15 protein-coding genes and 3 tRNA genes are annotated in these 14,967 nt (G+C 50.9%); 11 read left to right on the forward strand and 7 right to left on the reverse strand.

All coding sequences use genetic code 11. The features are described 5' to 3' along the window. Window positions 1–19: 19 nt before the first annotated feature. Window positions 20–1,063, reverse strand: a complete 1,044-nt coding sequence (gene sepH / locus A4Z71_RS03295; RefSeq protein WP_070954524.1) for a septation protein SepH — start codon at window positions 1,061–1,063, stop codon at window positions 20–22. Between the two features lie 167 nt (window positions 1,064–1,230). On the opposite strand from sepH, the gene A4Z71_RS03300 reads away from it, so the two are divergent. After that, on the forward strand, window positions 1,231–1,521 hold the full coding sequence (locus tag A4Z71_RS03300) for a DUF4193 domain-containing protein (RefSeq protein WP_070954525.1): 291 nt from the start codon (window positions 1,231–1,233) through the stop codon (window positions 1,519–1,521). Between the two features lie 15 nt (window positions 1,522–1,536). On the opposite strand, the gene A4Z71_RS03305 is transcribed toward A4Z71_RS03300, so the two are convergent. After that, window positions 1,537–1,977, reverse strand: coding sequence for a DUF3093 domain-containing protein (locus tag A4Z71_RS03305; RefSeq protein WP_070954526.1), 441 nt, complete (start codon window positions 1,975–1,977; stop codon window positions 1,537–1,539). 22 nt (window positions 1,978–1,999) lie between these two features. Between A4Z71_RS03305 and dut the strand changes: the two genes are divergently transcribed. Genes dut through dxs form a run of 5 tightly spaced genes read left to right on the forward strand, consistent with a single transcriptional unit; the run spans window position 2,000 to window position 8,382 of the window. Further along, window positions 2,000–2,437: a dUTP diphosphatase gene (gene dut, locus A4Z71_RS03310; protein WP_070954527.1), complete on the forward strand. Its 438-nt coding sequence runs from the start codon at window positions 2,000–2,002 to the stop codon at window positions 2,435–2,437. Then, complete coding sequence (locus tag A4Z71_RS03315) at window positions 2,437–3,030, forward strand: DUF3710 domain-containing protein (protein WP_070954528.1); 594 nt, start codon at window positions 2,437–2,439, stop codon at window positions 3,028–3,030. Before dut ends, A4Z71_RS03315 begins: the two co-directional genes overlap by 1 nt. 3 nt (window positions 3,031–3,033) lie before the next feature. Next, window positions 3,034–3,681, forward strand: coding sequence for a DUF3159 domain-containing protein (locus tag A4Z71_RS03320; protein ID WP_070954529.1), 648 nt, complete (start codon window positions 3,034–3,036; stop codon window positions 3,679–3,681). A 44-nt stretch (window positions 3,682–3,725) separates the two neighbouring features. Next, the gene (gene acnA / locus A4Z71_RS03325; RefSeq protein ID WP_070954530.1) at window positions 3,726–6,404 is read left to right on the forward strand and encodes an aconitate hydratase AcnA; all 2,679 of its coding nucleotides are present in this window, start codon (window positions 3,726–3,728) and stop codon (window positions 6,402–6,404) included. 34 nt (window positions 6,405–6,438) lie between these two features. Further along, on the forward strand, window positions 6,439–8,382 hold the full coding sequence (gene dxs, locus A4Z71_RS03330; protein ID WP_070954531.1) for a 1-deoxy-D-xylulose-5-phosphate synthase: 1,944 nt from the start codon (window positions 6,439–6,441) through the stop codon (window positions 8,380–8,382). On the opposite strand, the gene A4Z71_RS03335 is transcribed toward dxs, so the two are convergent. The 5 genes from A4Z71_RS03335 to A4Z71_RS03355 are packed head-to-tail and all read right to left on the reverse strand — an operon-like array spanning window position 8,351 to window position 12,074. Next, the gene (locus A4Z71_RS03335; RefSeq protein ID WP_070954532.1) at window positions 8,351–9,571 is read right to left on the reverse strand and encodes an HRDC domain-containing protein; all 1,221 of its coding nucleotides are present in this window, start codon (window positions 9,569–9,571) and stop codon (window positions 8,351–8,353) included. The two genes, dxs and A4Z71_RS03335, sit on opposite strands and share 32 nt — an antisense overlap. Continuing rightward, window positions 9,568–10,137, reverse strand: coding sequence for a DUF3000 family protein (locus tag A4Z71_RS03340; RefSeq protein WP_070954533.1), 570 nt, complete (start codon window positions 10,135–10,137; stop codon window positions 9,568–9,570). Before A4Z71_RS03340 ends, A4Z71_RS03335 begins: the two co-directional genes overlap by 4 nt. A gap of 35 nt (window positions 10,138–10,172) precedes the next feature. Continuing rightward, the gene (locus A4Z71_RS03345) at window positions 10,173–10,757 is read right to left on the reverse strand and encodes a dihydrofolate reductase family protein (RefSeq protein WP_070954534.1); all 585 of its coding nucleotides are present in this window, start codon (window positions 10,755–10,757) and stop codon (window positions 10,173–10,175) included. Next, the gene (locus tag A4Z71_RS03350) at window positions 10,741–11,172 is read right to left on the reverse strand and encodes a SufE family protein (protein WP_070954535.1); all 432 of its coding nucleotides are present in this window, start codon (window positions 11,170–11,172) and stop codon (window positions 10,741–10,743) included. Before A4Z71_RS03350 ends, A4Z71_RS03345 begins: the two co-directional genes overlap by 17 nt. Continuing rightward, window positions 11,172–12,074, reverse strand: coding sequence for a sulfurtransferase (locus tag A4Z71_RS03355; protein WP_070954536.1), 903 nt, complete (start codon window positions 12,072–12,074; stop codon window positions 11,172–11,174). The genes A4Z71_RS03350 and A4Z71_RS03355 overlap by 1 nt, the downstream gene beginning before the upstream one ends. 94 nt (window positions 12,075–12,168) lie before the next feature. Between A4Z71_RS03355 and zapE the strand changes: the two genes are divergently transcribed. The 5 genes from zapE to A4Z71_RS03380 all read left to right on the forward strand — a co-directional run bounded on the left by zapE (window position 12,169) and on the right by A4Z71_RS03380 (window position 14,909). Beyond that, window positions 12,169–13,158, forward strand: coding sequence for a cell division protein ZapE (zapE, locus tag A4Z71_RS03360; protein ID WP_070954537.1), 990 nt, complete (start codon window positions 12,169–12,171; stop codon window positions 13,156–13,158). A 113-nt stretch (window positions 13,159–13,271) separates the two neighbouring features. Beyond that, the gene (locus tag A4Z71_RS03365) at window positions 13,272–14,540 is read left to right on the forward strand and encodes an ammonium transporter (protein ID WP_070954538.1); all 1,269 of its coding nucleotides are present in this window, start codon (window positions 13,272–13,274) and stop codon (window positions 14,538–14,540) included. 105 nt (window positions 14,541–14,645) lie between these two features. After that, window positions 14,646–14,718 (forward strand) — tRNA-Gly (locus A4Z71_RS03370). A gap of 28 nt (window positions 14,719–14,746) precedes the next feature. Next, window positions 14,747–14,824: transfer RNA gene (locus tag A4Z71_RS03375), tRNA-Cys, on the forward strand. Window positions 14,825–14,837: 13 nt separating this feature from the next. Next, a tRNA-Val gene (locus A4Z71_RS03380) sits at window positions 14,838–14,909 on the forward strand. Window positions 14,910–14,967: the final 58 nt, after the last annotated feature.

The following is a 14,967-nucleotide window of genomic DNA, read 5'->3' on the forward strand; positions in this document are numbered from 1 at the left end:
TAGCCGCAAGTAGGTTGGGCTAGTCGATGTCGTCGACTTTCGTGCCAAAAACGATTTCATCCCAGCTTGGCATACTGGCTCTGCCTTTTTTAACCGGCGGCGTCGGATCCTGTGACTCAGAATTTTCAGTTTGATCTTCGGGACTTGGTTCGAAACTTCTTGGGGGAGTCGTTGGTGAGTCAGTTGAATTCTCCTGCTGTGAATTTGACTCGCGTTTACGTCTGATGGCTTCTAGCAGGTCGGCAGTCTCGGATAACAACTCTGGTTTTGCTACACCTTCGGGAATACTGGCTGAAGCTGTGTCGTCTTCAGAATCGTTCTCGACGGCTTCGGCATCCTCGCTGATAGGGGCAACAATGACGGGGGATTCGTCAGACGTTTTCACCAATTCAACTGTCTCAGCCGAAACCGTCTCAGAACCTTCATCTTCAAGTCGAAAGGCTTTGGGCGTAAGCGGGATGATGTTGGAACTGTCTGGGGAATTCCTTAAAGGTGCAGTTGGAATCAACCCGCCCAACACATTTTCGGCTGTCTTCGACGCGCTAAGTTTCGCGGCTAGAACCGACTCCGGAGTAAGAAATAGTTTCTTTAGGTCGAAGTGCCATTTGGCAACTTCGTCGATACCTTCAAGACTCAGTTCAACTAACCATCCTGGCCCGTCGAGTTTTTGGGCCGACCAACGTTGGCCGGCAGGTGTCCTGTCAGTAATTAGTTCACGAAGTTCGAGCACTTTTTGCTCGCCAAAGCGATCGGCATCCAACGTGATGCGAGTAGCCTGGGCCATTTGCAGGACGTGCTCGATTTCATCAAGCACAGGTTGAGCAAACTTAATTACATAGTCTTCGGGCAATCCTGTTCGAGCACAGATTTGTGACACACTTTCACCGGCACGAACAGCATCCTGAATTTCACGTGGGCTGACCGGATTAGAGTTTGAAATGGTTGCGGCAGGCTTAGCTGCTCTCCGAACTGAATCATCAACCATCAGGCGGAATCGGGTTCCATCTTGAGATTCCAGAATCAGATATTCTCCGGCTGTCTCGAGAAGCAATAAATCTTCCATGGCGTCCTCCTTATGAAGAGTTTGCCAGTAGGCCAGTATGTTGGTAACTCACCACGCCGAATTATGAATTCGAAAAGTTTTCTGATTACAATCGGCGTTGCAGGTTTGCTATTGAAGTTTTTTTAAGGCAAACTGTGCGCGCCGAATAGAAAACCTGAGAGGGCGGAATGGCTACCGATTACGACGCACCGAGAAAGTCCGACGACGACAACGAGTCGATTGAGGCGATCAAGGAGCGAATCCCAGACAAGCTATCCGGAGTAGTCGATGTTGACGAAACGGACCACGCCGAATCTTTCGTTATCCCCGACGTGGTGGCTGAAGATCTGGAAGTGGTTGTTTTGCCACCCCAAGATGACGAATTTACCTGCACTGAGTGCTTCATCGTGAAGCACCACTCATTACTTTCCTCAGTCAAGGGCAAGTACGGGCAAGTTTGCGTTGAGTGCGCTGCCTAAACAGGGCTAGATCCTTTAGTTTTTTCTCGATAGTGCTTCAACCAGCGAGCGTGGGTCGTTAGTTGACACCAACCAGTATGGTGTTGGGTCGCTTTTGTCTGAAACATCTATCTTTACCAACCCTTTTTTGCCAGATTTGAAACAAAGGTAAGCGCGGGCATCGAGATCTGGGCCCAATTGTGACCTCATGTCCTCGGGAGCAATGATTTCGCTTTTCCCAAGCAGACTGAGCGGAATCTGGGCTGATCCGGCAGCGAATCGACCGTCGCGGATGTCTAATTTTTTACTTCGGGCAAGCATCGTTGCAATCACAACGAACCAAACGGCCAAGGCCACGACAATGGCAAATTCGCCCAAAATCGGAAGAGTAATTAGCCAAACGGCGGGAATGACGAGCATGCTGGCCAGAACCTGCCAGAAACTGGGTAGAAGACGTTCAGAGTAAGAGAAAGACACCCTTTTAGACTACGCTCTAAACGTGCCAGAACGTATTGAAGTGCTTATTACCGCTGATCCAAGTTTCTATCCGGCTTATGCGAAAGCGGGAGATGCTGGAGCCGACCTAAGGTCCAGTGTTGACCTGGTTATACCGGCACGGGGGCGAGCATTGGTCCCTACCGGAGTGTCCATTGCTTTGCCGAGTGGATACGTCGGACTTGTCCACCCTAGAAGTGGGCTAGCCGTTAAGCACGGCATCACAGTTCTGAACAGCCCCGGCACCGTTGACTCGGGTTACCGTGGCGAGTTGATGGTCGCGCTGCAAAATCACTCCGATGAAGAATTTGCTGTGAAGACAGGGGATCGCATTGCCCAACTTGTGATTCAGCGATACGTCCAGGCAGAATTTGTTCCGGTTAGTGAATTACCTGGCTCCGAAAGAGGAGCTACCGGATTCGGATCTAGCGGGGTTAAGTAGTGAACTCACTTTTGAACTATAAATCTGCTCCTGCAGACCGCAAGAACGCGGGCCCGTTTGACATTTCTGAAGTAAGCGATGTTTCGCCCTACGTCGATTTTGGTGCCATAAGGGTTCCACCCCGAGACTCTCTCACCATGAAACTTGAGATCGAGGAAACCTCAAAGCGAGTTCTCGCGGTCACACTTGAACTAGCGCACTCATCGTTGCAGTTGCAAGCCTTTGCCGCGCCCCGAAACGAGGGTTTGTGGCATGAAGTTCGAGAGCAAATTTCCGCATCCATTAGTGCACAGGGTGGAAAACTTGAGGCGCGCACGGGTTCATTGGGCCCTGAGCTCTTAGCCCAGGTGCCAGTCAACAATCAGTCAGGTCAGCCGGTCTCGCAAAAGCTGATGAGATTCATCGGTGTTGATGGACCGCGCTGGTTTCTGAGAGGCGTCGTTAGTGGCGCTGCGCTAACTGACTTGGCAGCTTCGGCTGAAGTAGACGATGTCTTTCGCTCGGTGGTCGTCGTTCGTGGCGAGACACCGATGCCACCCAAAGATCTTCTCGAACTCCGTATCCCTGGTTCTTCAGGCTTCGTAAAGAACTAGCTCATGTCTAGTAATCGCCTTGGAATTGAAGTTTCCGAAAATGGTATCGGGTTTTCGAAGAAATCCTTACTGAGTAGTTTGGGGGGTTGGCTCGGAATCGCTGAGGTGGTTTTGCCGGCTACCACTTACACAATTTCAGTGATTGTGACCAAGGATGTTCTCACTTCCGTTATTCTTGCCGCGACTTTGGCGGTTGCATTTCTACTGCTGCAATTATTCAGGCGTAAACCAATCACTCAGTCGATTGCCGGGTTCATCGGCATTGCAATCTCTGCCGCTTTGCCGCTTCGTGAAGGTGGGCAAGCTGTCGATTACTTCATACAAGGCTTTTTTACCAACGCAATTTATCTCGTCGTCTTGGTCATTTCTGTTCTCATTCGCTGGCCGCTGGTCGGATTGCTGGTCGGCGCAATTCAAGGCGACCTCAATTTTTTTCGAGCATCTAAGGCACAGCTTCGCCGCTACACCTTGATCACCCTCATGTGGATCGGTTTATTTTCACTTCGACTCATCGTGCAGTTGCCACTGTTCTTCAGCAACCAGGTTGAAGCATTGGGTGCTGCACGGATTTTGATGGGCGTACCGCTTTATGCGCTTCTGCTTTGGTTTACCTGGTTGAGCATCAGAAATACGCTCAAGCCGGTTTCATAAATGGTACTTTTAGAGAATACGTAACAAGTAAGGAATAGCGAGCAATGTCAAAGGTGAACAGCTTCGGATCATCTGATCTACTAAACGTCAACGGAAAAAGCTATCGCATTTTTCGCCTTAACTCAGTTGATGCAAAAACTTTGCCCTATTCGCTGAAAATTCTGCTAGAGAACCTGCTGCGAACCGAAGACGGTGCAAACATCACTGCGGACCACATCAACGCTCTTGTCAACTGGGATGCAGCAGCCGAGCCAGATGTTGAAATCCAGTTCACACCTGCTCGCGTAATCATGCAGGACTTCACTGGTGTTCCATGTGTTGTTGACTTAGCCACTATGCGCGAAGCCGTAGCTGAGCTCGGTGGAGACCCAAACAAGATCAATCCTCTGGCACCCGCAGAGCTTGTGATTGACCACTCAGTTCAGATTGACGTAGCCGGATCACCAGACGCATTCGAAAAGAATGTCGACTTGGAGTACCAGCGCAACTCAGAGCGTTACCAATTCCTTCGCTGGGGACAGACAGCATTCGATGACTTCAAAGTTGTACCTCCTGGCACCGGTATCGTCCACCAGGTAAACATTGAGTACCTTGCCAGAACCGTTATGGCCCGCGAGGTTAACGGTGAACTTCAGGCATACCCAGACTCTTGCGTGGGTACAGACTCACACACCACAATGGTCAACGGCCTAGGCGTTCTAGGATGGGGTGTTGGCGGTATCGAGGCCGAGGCCGCAATGCTGGGTCAGCCGGTTTCGATGCTTATTCCGAAGGTTGTCGGATTCAAGCTAACCGGACAGATTGCTACCGGAGTTACCGCGACCGACGTTGTTTTGACCATCACCGAAATGCTCCGCAAGCACGGAGTTGTCGGCAAGTTCGTCGAGTTTTACGGCGCTGGTGTCACCAGCGTTCCGCTAGCTAACCGAGCCACCATCGGAAACATGTCTCCTGAGTTTGGCTCTACTGTTGCGATCTTCCCAATCGACGAAGTAACCATCGATTACCTAAGAACAACTGGTCGTTCGCAAGAGCAGCTTGACTTGGTTGAGGCATACACCAAGGCACAGGGCCTGTGGCATGACCCAAGCATTGAGCCTCGCTACAGCGAGTATCTTGAGCTTGATTTGTCCACTGTTGTTCCGTCGATTGCCGGACCGAAGCGACCACAGGACCGAATCGTTCTAAGCGAGTCAAAGTCGGCTTTCCAAAAGGTTCTACCTACCTATTCAGCATCGGCAAGCAAGCCGACCGCAGTGCGCGGTCAAGAATTTGCACTAGACAACGGTCACGTTGCTATCGCCTCGATCACCTCTTGCACCAACACTTCTAACCCGTCTGTAATGCTTGCAGCCGGACTCCTTGCGCGAAAGGCCGTTGCCAAAGGCCTTAAGGCAAAGCCTTGGGTGAAGACCTCGCTTGCCCCAGGATCGAAAGTGGTTACCGACTACTACGAGAAAGCCGGACTAACTGCCGATTTGGACGCATTGGGCTTCAATTTGGTTGGTTACGGCTGTGCAACCTGTATCGGTAACTCAGGTCCACTGTCTGATGAAATCTCAGAGGCCATCAACAACAACGACCTTGCCGTAACTGCCGTGCTTTCTGGAAACCGTAACTTCGAAGGCCGAATCAGTCCTGATGTCAAGATGAACTATCTTGCATCCCCACCGCTGGTCATCGCGTATGCCCTTGCTGGAACAATGGACTTCGATTTCGAAACCGAGGCACTTGGAGCCGACTCAAGCGGCAACCCAGTCTTCTTGAAAGACATCTGGCCTTCTGCTGAGGAGGTTCAGCAGACTATCGATCAGTCGATTAGTTCGGACATGTTCAAAACACGCTACGCAGGCGTTTTTGATGGTGACAACCGCTGGCAGCAGCTACCAACGCCGAAGGGCGCGGTTTTCGAGTGGGATGAGAAATCAACCTACGTTCGTAAGGCTCCATACTTCGATGGCATGCAGAAGACACCTGAGCCTGTTCGTGACATTACCGGAGCACGAGTTCTGGCTAAGCTTGGCGATTCGGTCACTACTGACCACATCAGCCCTGCGGGTTCGATTAAGGCTGATTCACCAGCTGGCCAGTATCTAACTGGAAACGGAATTTCACGAGCCGATTTCAACAGCTACGGCTCTCGTCGCGGAAACCACGAGGTTATGATTCGCGGCACATTTGCCAACATTCGCCTAAAGAACCAGTTGCTAGATGGCGTTGAGGGTGGTTACACTCGCGACTTCACCCAGGCTGACGGTCCGCAGTCATTTATCTATGACGCCAGCAGAAACTACATTGCTGCTGGTACTGACCTAGTTATTTTGGGCGGCAAAGAGTACGGATCAGGTTCGTCTCGCGACTGGGCCGCCAAGGGCACCAGACTTTTGGGTGTCAAGGCAGTAATCGCAGAGAGTTTTGAGCGAATTCACCGTAGCAACCTAATCGGAATGGGAGTACTACCGCTCCAATTCCCAGTTGGTGAAAACGCTGAATCTCTCGGCCTAGACGGAACTGAGATCTTTGAAATTGAAGGCGTGACCGAACTCAATGAAGGAAGAACTCCGAAGACACTGAAGGTTACCGCTAAGCCATCGGCTCACTCGAAAGAAGGCAAACCGGTCATCGTCTTCGATGCACCGCTGCGCATCGACACTCCTGGAGAAGCTGATTACTACCGCAACGGTGGAATTTTGCAGTATGTGCTCAGAAGTTTGGTTGCCTAGGAATTTTGACTGGGCCTCATAGGTTCTAGTGACTATGTCAATTCTCGATGGAGTGAATCAGCCGGCTGATCTCAAGCGGTTAAGTCGCCATGAAATGACCGAGCTTGCCGCTGAGATTCGGGCAACTCTGATTTCACAAGTATCGAAGACTGGCGGCCATCTTGGCCCAAATCTGGGTGTAGTTGAGTTGACCTTGGCAATTCATCGAATCTTTGACTCGCCAAAAGACTCAATTATTTTTGATACCGGTCACCAGTCCTACGTCCACAAATTGGTCACCGGACGCAAAGATCTCTCTACGCTTCGCCAAAAAGACGGCCTTGCAGGTTACCCGCAGCGTGGTGAGTCAGTCCATGACATCGTTGAGAGCTCCCATGCCTCCAGTTCGCTGTCTTGGGCTGACGGAATATCTCGGGCATACAAACTGACCAATCAGAGTGATCGTCACGTTGTTGCCGTCATCGGTGACGGTGCCTTGACTGGTGGAATGTCCTGGGAGGCCTTAAACAATATCTCTGACGACAACGATCGCAACCTGGTGATTGTTGTCAATGACAACGGTAGAAGCTATGCACCGACCATTGGTGGCTTGGCTCGGCACCTGAACGATGTTCGAACAAACCAGACCTACCGTCGGCTTTACAAAGCAAGCAAGAAGATGTTCTACAAGTTCGGCGTTCCGGGTCGATTGATTTACTCGGCCGCGAGAGGTGCCGGCAAAGGTCTTTTATCAACTTTCGCGCCGGTAGGGCTTTTCCCAAATCTCGACATCAAGTACATCGGCCCAATTGATGGCCATGATCAGGATGCGCTAGAACAGGCCCTAAGTCAGGCCAAACGCTACGCGGGACCGGCGATTGTCCATGCTGTTACAGAAAAAGGTCGCGGCTACCAACCAGCTAGATCAGATGACGCGGATCAGTTTCACGCCGTCGGTCAAATAAACCCTGAAACAGGTTTGCCTCTAAAAACAAGCTCGGCACAATCCTGGACCGACATTTTCGGTCAAGAGTTACTCAAGATTGCCGAAACCGACAAAAAGGTTGTAGCTCTGACCGGAGCGATGCTGCAGCCTGTCGGCTTGAAGAAATTTGCCGACAAATTCCCAGACCGCGTATTTGATGTCGGAATTGCTGAACAGCATGCTGTCACCGCTTCTGCTGGCTTAGCTTTCGGCGGACTTCATCCAGTTGTTGCTGTTTACGCCACTTTTATGAATCGCGCATTCGACCAGGTGCTGATGGACGTGGCGCTGCACAAAGCTGGTGTCACCTTTGTGCTTGATCGGGCCGGCGTAACCGGTCCAGACGGTGCATCCCACCACGGAATGTGGGATCTCTCAATTTTCCAAGTGGTTCCCGGAATCAAAATTGCAGCACCTCGTGATGCTGCAACGCTTGCCGAAGAGCTGCAAGAAGCTGTCACCGAAAAAAACTCACCAACCATGATTCGTTTCGGTAAGGGTAACGTCGGCGAAAGCATCCCTGCGATCGTTCGCACTGCCGACGGGGTAGACGTTCTGCACCAGTCACCTAGCAAAGATGTTTTGATCCTCACCGTTGGTCAGATGGCGCAGTTAGGTATTGACGTAGCGAAGCACCTCGCTGACCAGGGGATTGGCGCGACTGTTATCGACCCTCGCTGGGTTATTCCGGTTAACAAGTCGGTTCTTGAGATGGCGAAGGAGCACAGACTTGTGGTCACCATCGAAGACGGTATCAAGGTTGGTGGCATCGGCACCAGAGTTCGTCAAGATCTGCGCAGCGCTCAAATTGATACTGCTTTGAGCGAAGTGGGCTTGCCGGATGAATTTTTAGAACACGCGACCAGGGAAGAGATTCTTGAGCGAGTTGGCCTCACCGCACGTCAGATCAGTCACGAAGTTGTTGCTCAGGTTCTGGGCGCACGTGTTCCACATGCCCGAAAGCTAGATTCAGAAGTTGAGCTCAATCCGTCGCAACAGACTGAAGCGCAGTAAACAAAACTTCGGCGAGGGCCTCAATCTGCCAAGGCCTGGCGCTTAGTTCGATCAGTCGATTTCGAAAATCATCCATTGTCATATCGGTCTCGAATTCAAAAACCACCCGGCGTAACGTATCCGGGGTTAGGGCATGTTCCGGTGCAAATTTCAGTTGCGCGGCAACTTCATCTACGACTGCCTTGCCGACCAAGAGTCTTTGGTGAGCAAGGGGAAATCTTTTCTCCCAAGTTCGATGGTTTGGAATTCCTTCTGCTTTGAGACGCAACTCGGGTAAATCTTTTGAAGCGTAGCCTCGCTCCACTGCAGACCACCAAAGGTCGATGTAGGTTCGGCTGGCTCGGCCGTGGAATCCCTTTGAGTGTGCAAGTTCGCTGCGACTCGACACTTTGTTTGTCGCAGCCCAGACGATAGATGTGTCGGGAATGAGTCTTCCTGGTGAAACATCTAATTTTTGGGCTAATTCTTCACGTGACTGCCAAAGTTCGCGCAAAACAGCGAGTTGTCGCTTGTCCTTGATTAGGTGTGCGCCAGAAGTTGATCGCCACCGTTCAATTTTTGGAGTTTTTGTCGGCTGCCTCAATACCTGAGCAAATTCTTGTTTCGCAATTTCACTCTTTGACTGGCTCTCGAGTTCAGCGCTAACTTTTTGCCAAAGATCGTGCAAGATTTCTACGTCCAGAGCCGCATAGGTGAGCCAATCTTCATGCAGCGGTCGGGTGCTCCAATCAACTGCAGAGTGCTCTTTAGCAAGTGAAATTTCGAGGAAGAGCGCGCAAACTGCGGCCAGTCCTACTCTCTCGACACCGGCGAGACGAGAGCCGAGTTCGGTGTCAAAAATCTCTATGGGATTGAGGCCTAGTTCCCGCAGGCAAGGTAAATCTTGCGAGCCAGCATGAAAAATAAAAGGTCGCTCTACGCTGAGTGGCTTGAAAAGATTTTGGTCAAAGTCGAAGGCCGCCGGATCTAGTAAATAAATGGGCCCGTCGATCTGTTTCAGCTGCACTAGGTACGCGCGTTGAGAGTAGCGAAAACCACTGGCTCTCTCTGCATCCGCGGCAATAGGCCCGCTTCCGCGATTGAGTTCATCAAACATCGAGCTGAGCGAGGGCTCATCATCGACATAAATTACCGGCGATGTTGGTTTCTCAAGTGAAAATAGCTGAGGTACGGCTTCAGAATCGGTCATAGCGGATGAACGCCATCGGGGAGAGGGGAGAAGCCTGCCATGACGCAGAGAAGGTCTTGCCAGGCCTCTAAATGACCGGAGAAGTTATCGTCAGTAGGTGACCAAGATGCTCGAATCTCGAGTTCCCCGTGATCTGGTTCGCTCGCCAAAGAGCCAAACCCGGATGACACTATTCGGGTAGTAGTTCCAGCAGCAGCCTCACCGACTGCGTTTCGTCTTCTCAAGGCATCAGACAACCAGGCCAATGCCACATCAGAAATGCGCTCATCATCGGCAATATCTGGCTCTAAATTTGACTTCACAAAACATACAATGCGGAAATTCCCAGCCCAGGCGTCCTGCGGCGACTTATCCCAAAGAAAAACAAATCTTCCGGTTGCAACGTGTCCGTGGGAGTGATCGGAATCGGCAAGTTGCGCAGAAAAAGCGACTGCATTTTGGGCCAAGCCTTTAGGGGCGGCAATCTCAGTGACGGAAAGCTCTTTGCGGAGCTCTGCCTCAGCAAGGCGAGTCAAAGCAAGTTTGAATTCGGTGCTGGCTGAGTCTTGGGCTGAGATTTCGATCATCTGAATAAGGTTAGAACATCCCTGTTTGCGCGGGCTTAGGCTCGCCGAATCAGCGGTATGAGGGTTATTTGGCGAGTGCCAAATTCGAACCAGGAGAGTGAACCCTGGCCTAAATTTCTTCGAAGATGCCCTGAATAAAAATCAGCTATAACCATTTCGATTTCAATCTCACTTATGGCTCTGGGGCAACTTAGTGCAATCACAATGTCTTTGCCGCGTGACGCCAACTCAACGGCCAAGTTTGGTCCCGATTCAAGTAATACTTTGCCCGAGCGCTTGATCAGGTCGATGCAGTCTTCCAACGTTGAGAAAAAAATAGGAAACCTGGATGTGTCGGAATCGATTGTTTGACTCACCGTACGGCTGATAACAACGATTGGGCAGAATCTCGACTGACGATAACTCTCGGCACGAAAAGTTTTTCCCGAGGTGACAATTAGGTCTGCTTTCGATCGCAAAAACATCAGCCACTCATTGTCGGAGGCGTCTGAAATAGATTTCGAGCTTTGGTCTTCGCCGTAGTAGTTACCAGCCGAATCTAGAGCAATCGAGTGCACTAGCGCGCTATCGAACGATTCGGCAACTAAAGCAGCTAATTTGTCATCAGGAAGATTTTTCACTTACCTGCCGCTTAATCCGCGAAAGCATGCCGCGCATTCCACGCATACGCAACGGGGAAACCGCCTCAGCTAAACCCAATTTGCTCGGAAAATCATCGTCGAAAGCTTGCACCTGGCTTGCCGGTAATCCATCCAAGACGCTGTGCAGAATACTGGCGAAGCCGCGAGTAGTCGGCGACTCTTCCGGAGCAGTGAAAAACAGATTGACTGTCTTGTTTCCGTCGCTCAAAACCTCCACGAACAAGTAGATCGGAGATTGACACTCTTCGACTCTCTCGAGTAGATCGGGATGATCTACGTATCGGGCCGGCAACTGAGGCAGGTTCTCGGAAAATTCAAGAAGAAGATCTAGTTTTTCTTTGGTAGATACACTTTGAAAATCCTCAATCAGACTTTTTGGATCCTCGACTGGCATCAGGCTACCTTTGGAGCGATACCCGGTTCAGCGCCCTTAACGATCGGAACCCGAACAAGGCTTCCCCATTCGGTCCACGAACCGTCATAGTTTCTAACATTCTTGAAGCCAAGCAGGTAGTTCAAAACGAACCAAGTGTGGCTTGAACGCTCTCCGATTCGGCAGTAGGCGATAACGTTGTCGCCTTCCTTCAAGCCGGCTTGACCGAGATAGATTTCGTCTAATTCTTCACGCTCTTTGAAAACACCCAACTCGCCGGCTGCCTTTGCCCAAGGTACTGACTTTGCGCTTGGAATGTGTCCTCCACGTAACGCACCTTCTTCTGGATATGCAGGCATGTGGGTTCGCTCTCCGGTGTACTCCTCAAGTGAACGCACGTCGATTAGGGGATTGCCAAAGTGCTTCAAAACGTCATCGCGAAAAGCCCTTAGCACGCTGTCATCACGGCCAATGACCGGGTAGTCCGTCGCTGTGACTGCAGGCTGTTCTTTGGTCAGTTCGCGACCCTCAGCGATCCATTTTTCGCGGCCGCCATCAAGCAGACGAACATCTTCGTGGCCGAAGAGCTTGAACACCCAAAGTGCATATGAAGCCCACCAGTTCGACTTATCGCCGTAGATCACGACGGTTGAAGATCGAGAAATGCCCTTCTGTGACATTAGCTTGGCGAACTCTGGCCCCTCAACGTAATCTCTGGTGACGGGGTCATTCAGGTCGGTGTGCCAGTCGATCTTGACCGCGGTCGGAATGTGGCCAATTTCATAGAGCAAAACATCTTCGTCAGATTCGACAACTACCAAACCGTCTGTGCCTAGGTTTTGCTGCAGCCACTCGGTCGAAACCAAAACCTCCGGGTGTGCGTACTTTGCGAACTTAGGACTTGAATCGAAGCCAACGGCCACAATGAACTCACTTTCGAATACGGAACTAAACTTTCTCTATAAAGGTTAACCAGCCGGTGCCCAGTTTTTCTTCCTTACAAAGATTATTTCCCGAATGAATTCAAAGACTTTTGCGTCTCTTTCTACGGTTTGGCCTCAGGTCGAACCCAGTCAACTGTTACTGGACTTTGTACCGCCACGTGAGTTTGCCAACGCTCGCTTCGATTCTTACAAGCCAAGTCCAGATTTTGAGTCCCAATCAGTGGCTCTCGCTCACTCTCGCGAATTCATTAGTGGAAAGCGCAAAGGTCTATTTTCGAAACCGGTGTTTGAAGCTGGCATCTATCTGGATGGCGGCTTCGGCGTGGGAAAAACTCACTTACTAGCATCCATTTGGCACGAATTTTCAGGCAAAAAAGCCTTCGGCGCCTTTATCTCCTTCACCGGTTTGATTGGTGCTTTGGGCTTTGCCGAAACCGTACAGGTCCTAAAAAAGTATGAACTCTTATGCATCGACGAATTTGAGTTAGATGATCCGGGCGACACAATGATGATGTCTCGGCTGTTGAATGAGCTCGCCCCGCTCGGGGTTCGTTTCGCCGCCACCAGTAACACCCCACCCAACGCCTTGGGCGAAGGTCGTTTCGCTGCCGCAGATTTTGCTCGTGAAATTCACGGTATTGCCGATCGTTTCCAGATGGTGAGAATTGACGGTGAGGACTATCGTCATCGTCCCACATCCTTCGATTTCGTAACTTATGAGGAGTCAGCGGCATTCGAGAAGGTTGCAACCTACTCGCCAAACGCAGTGGCTGTAGACGACTTCGAAGAGTTGCTTGCACATTTGTCAAAGGTTCATCCATCGAGGTATGGTCGACTACTTTCAGGTGTTGAGGCTTTGGTGCTGAAAGACATTCACGTTCTTCATGACCAGGTCAACGCACTCAGATTCGTCTCTTTTGTTGACCGCGCGTATGAAGCCCAGTTGCGAATTTTTGGCACCGGTATCGACCTGGTAAACGTTTTCTCAGATGAGTACATTTCGGGTGCCTATCGCAAAAAATACCTTCGAGCTATTTCGCGTTTGGGCGCAATGACCCGCTAACTGTTTACAAACGAGAAACATTTCAAGACCTCTCTCGAAACAGAGATACCCCAAACTCTTCTTCAACCAAGAAGTTGTTGGCTGTATTTGTTTTCAAAGAGAGAGGTAAACAAATGGATCAGGGAAACACTGCGTTTGTCCTAATTTCCGCGGCACTAGTTCTATTGATGACCCCAGGACTGGCCTTCTTTTACGGCGGTTTAGTTAAAGCTAAGTCGGTCGTCAGCATGATGATGCTGAGTTTCGGGTCGTTGGCATTGATAGCGGTGCTGTGGGTTCTCTACGGTTATGCAATCGCCTTCTCAAACGGTGGCTCAAGCGGATTCTTGGGTATTGATGGTTGGTTCGGAATCGATACCAGTTCAATCGGGCTCGCAGCTCAAGTGGCAGATGCTGCAGATCCTCAGGGATCTTTTCCAAGTCTCGCTTTCGTTGCATTTCAGGCAGCGTTCGCGATTATTAGCGTTGCTCTGATTTCTGGAGCGATAGCCGACCGTGCAAAGTTTGGAGCTTGGATGGTTTTCGCTGGAATCTGGGCGACGATTGTCTACTTCCCAGTAGCAAACTGGGTGTTCAACTTCACCTTGCAGGACGGCAAGGTGGTTGATGGTGGCTGGATTGTGTATGAACTGGGCGCAATTGATTTTGCTGGTGGCACGGCAGTGCACATCAACGCCGGTGCAGCAGGTCTGGCCCTGGCCATTGTCCTCGGTAAACGTTTTGGCTTCAGCAAGGGCATTACCCAGCCTCACAATGTTCCATTGACCCTACTTGGAGTAGCGCTTCTTTGGTTTGGCTGGTTTGGCTTCAATGCCGGCAGTGAGTTGGCAGCAGACGGTGTCGCGGCCCTAGCTTTCGTGAACACACTCGCCGCTCCTGCGGCTGCGATGCTCGGCTGGATTCTGGTCGAGAAAATGCAACAGGGTAAGGCAACTTCGATTGGAGCCGGCTCAGGCGCTATCGCTGGACTGGTAGCAATTACACCTGCCTGTGCAGTACTCGACCCACTGTGGGCAATTGCGCTTGGTCTCGTTGCAGGTGCTCTCTGCGCCTTGGCAATCAATCTGAAATTTAGTCTTGGCTTCGACGATTCACTTGATGTGGTAGGAATTCACCTCGTGGGTGGAGTCGTAGGAACTCTCTGGATTGGTCTATTCGGAAACGGAGTAGGGCTGTTCTTCGGGCACGGATTTGATCAGCTAATTGCCCAGGCTGTTGGCGCAATTGCTGTTCTTGTTTACAGCTTCGTAATTTCACTCGTTATTGGTTTTGCAATTGAAAAAACAATGGGCTTCAGAGTTCGTGCCGAGGATGAGATTGCCGGCATTGACACTGTTGTGCACGGTGAAGAAGCATACGCATTTGGCGCTGATCGCGGCTGAGAATGGCAAAAAACGGAGGGTGGATTTTCCGCCCTCCGTTTTTTGCGTGTCAGTTTGACCACTTTGTGAATTTCGGTTAGAGTTTTCAAGTCTTGAAAAAGACATGCGGATGTGGCTCAGTTGGTAGAGCACAACCTTGCCAAGGTTGGGGTCGCGAGTTCGAATCTCGTCATCCGCTCGCAGTGGGAATAAGCCACGTGAGATCTGGTGGAGTGGCTGAGCGGCCCAAAGCAGCAGCCTGCAAAGCTGTATAACCACGGGTTCAAATCCCGTCTCCACCTCCAATTTGAATAGCACGGACGATTGGCGCAGCGGTAGCGCACTTCCTTGACATGGAAGGGGTCACTGGTTCGATCCCAGTATCGTCCACGAAAAATAGCCTCCGGAAACGGAGGCTATTTTCTTTTTTCTTATCGAGGTTTTTTGC

It is taken from the genome of Candidatus Rhodoluna planktonica (genome assembly GCF_001854225.1).
In the GTDB taxonomy this organism is placed as follows: domain Bacteria; phylum Actinomycetota; class Actinomycetes; order Actinomycetales; family Microbacteriaceae; genus Rhodoluna; species Rhodoluna planktonica.

Excerpts from the sequence above, each read along its gene's own strand:
- A4Z71_RS03335 (WP_070954532.1), bottom strand. The coding sequence starts at position 9,571 with ATGACCGATTCTGAAGCCGTACCTCAGCTATTTTCACTTGAGAAACCA.
- acnA (WP_070954530.1), top strand. The coding sequence starts at position 3,726 with ATGTCAAAGGTGAACAGCTTCGGATCATCTGATCTACTAAACGTCAAC.
- sepH (WP_070954524.1), bottom strand. The coding sequence starts at position 1,063 with ATGGAAGATTTATTGCTTCTCGAGACAGCCGGAGAATATCTGATTCTG.
- A4Z71_RS03340 (WP_070954533.1), bottom strand. The coding sequence starts at position 10,137 with ATGATCGAAATCTCAGCCCAAGACTCAGCCAGCACCGAATTCAAACTT.
- A4Z71_RS03300 (WP_070954525.1), top strand. The coding sequence starts at position 1,231 with ATGGCTACCGATTACGACGCACCGAGAAAGTCCGACGACGACAACGAG.
- A4Z71_RS03320 (WP_070954529.1), top strand. The coding sequence starts at position 3,034 with ATGTCTAGTAATCGCCTTGGAATTGAAGTTTCCGAAAATGGTATCGGG.
- dxs (WP_070954531.1), top strand. The coding sequence starts at position 6,439 with ATGTCAATTCTCGATGGAGTGAATCAGCCGGCTGATCTCAAGCGGTTA.
- A4Z71_RS03365 (WP_070954538.1), top strand. The coding sequence starts at position 13,272 with ATGGATCAGGGAAACACTGCGTTTGTCCTAATTTCCGCGGCACTAGTT.
- A4Z71_RS03350 (WP_070954535.1), bottom strand. The coding sequence starts at position 11,172 with ATGCCAGTCGAGGATCCAAAAAGTCTGATTGAGGATTTTCAAAGTGTA.
- zapE (WP_070954537.1), top strand. The coding sequence starts at position 12,169 with ATGAATTCAAAGACTTTTGCGTCTCTTTCTACGGTTTGGCCTCAGGTC.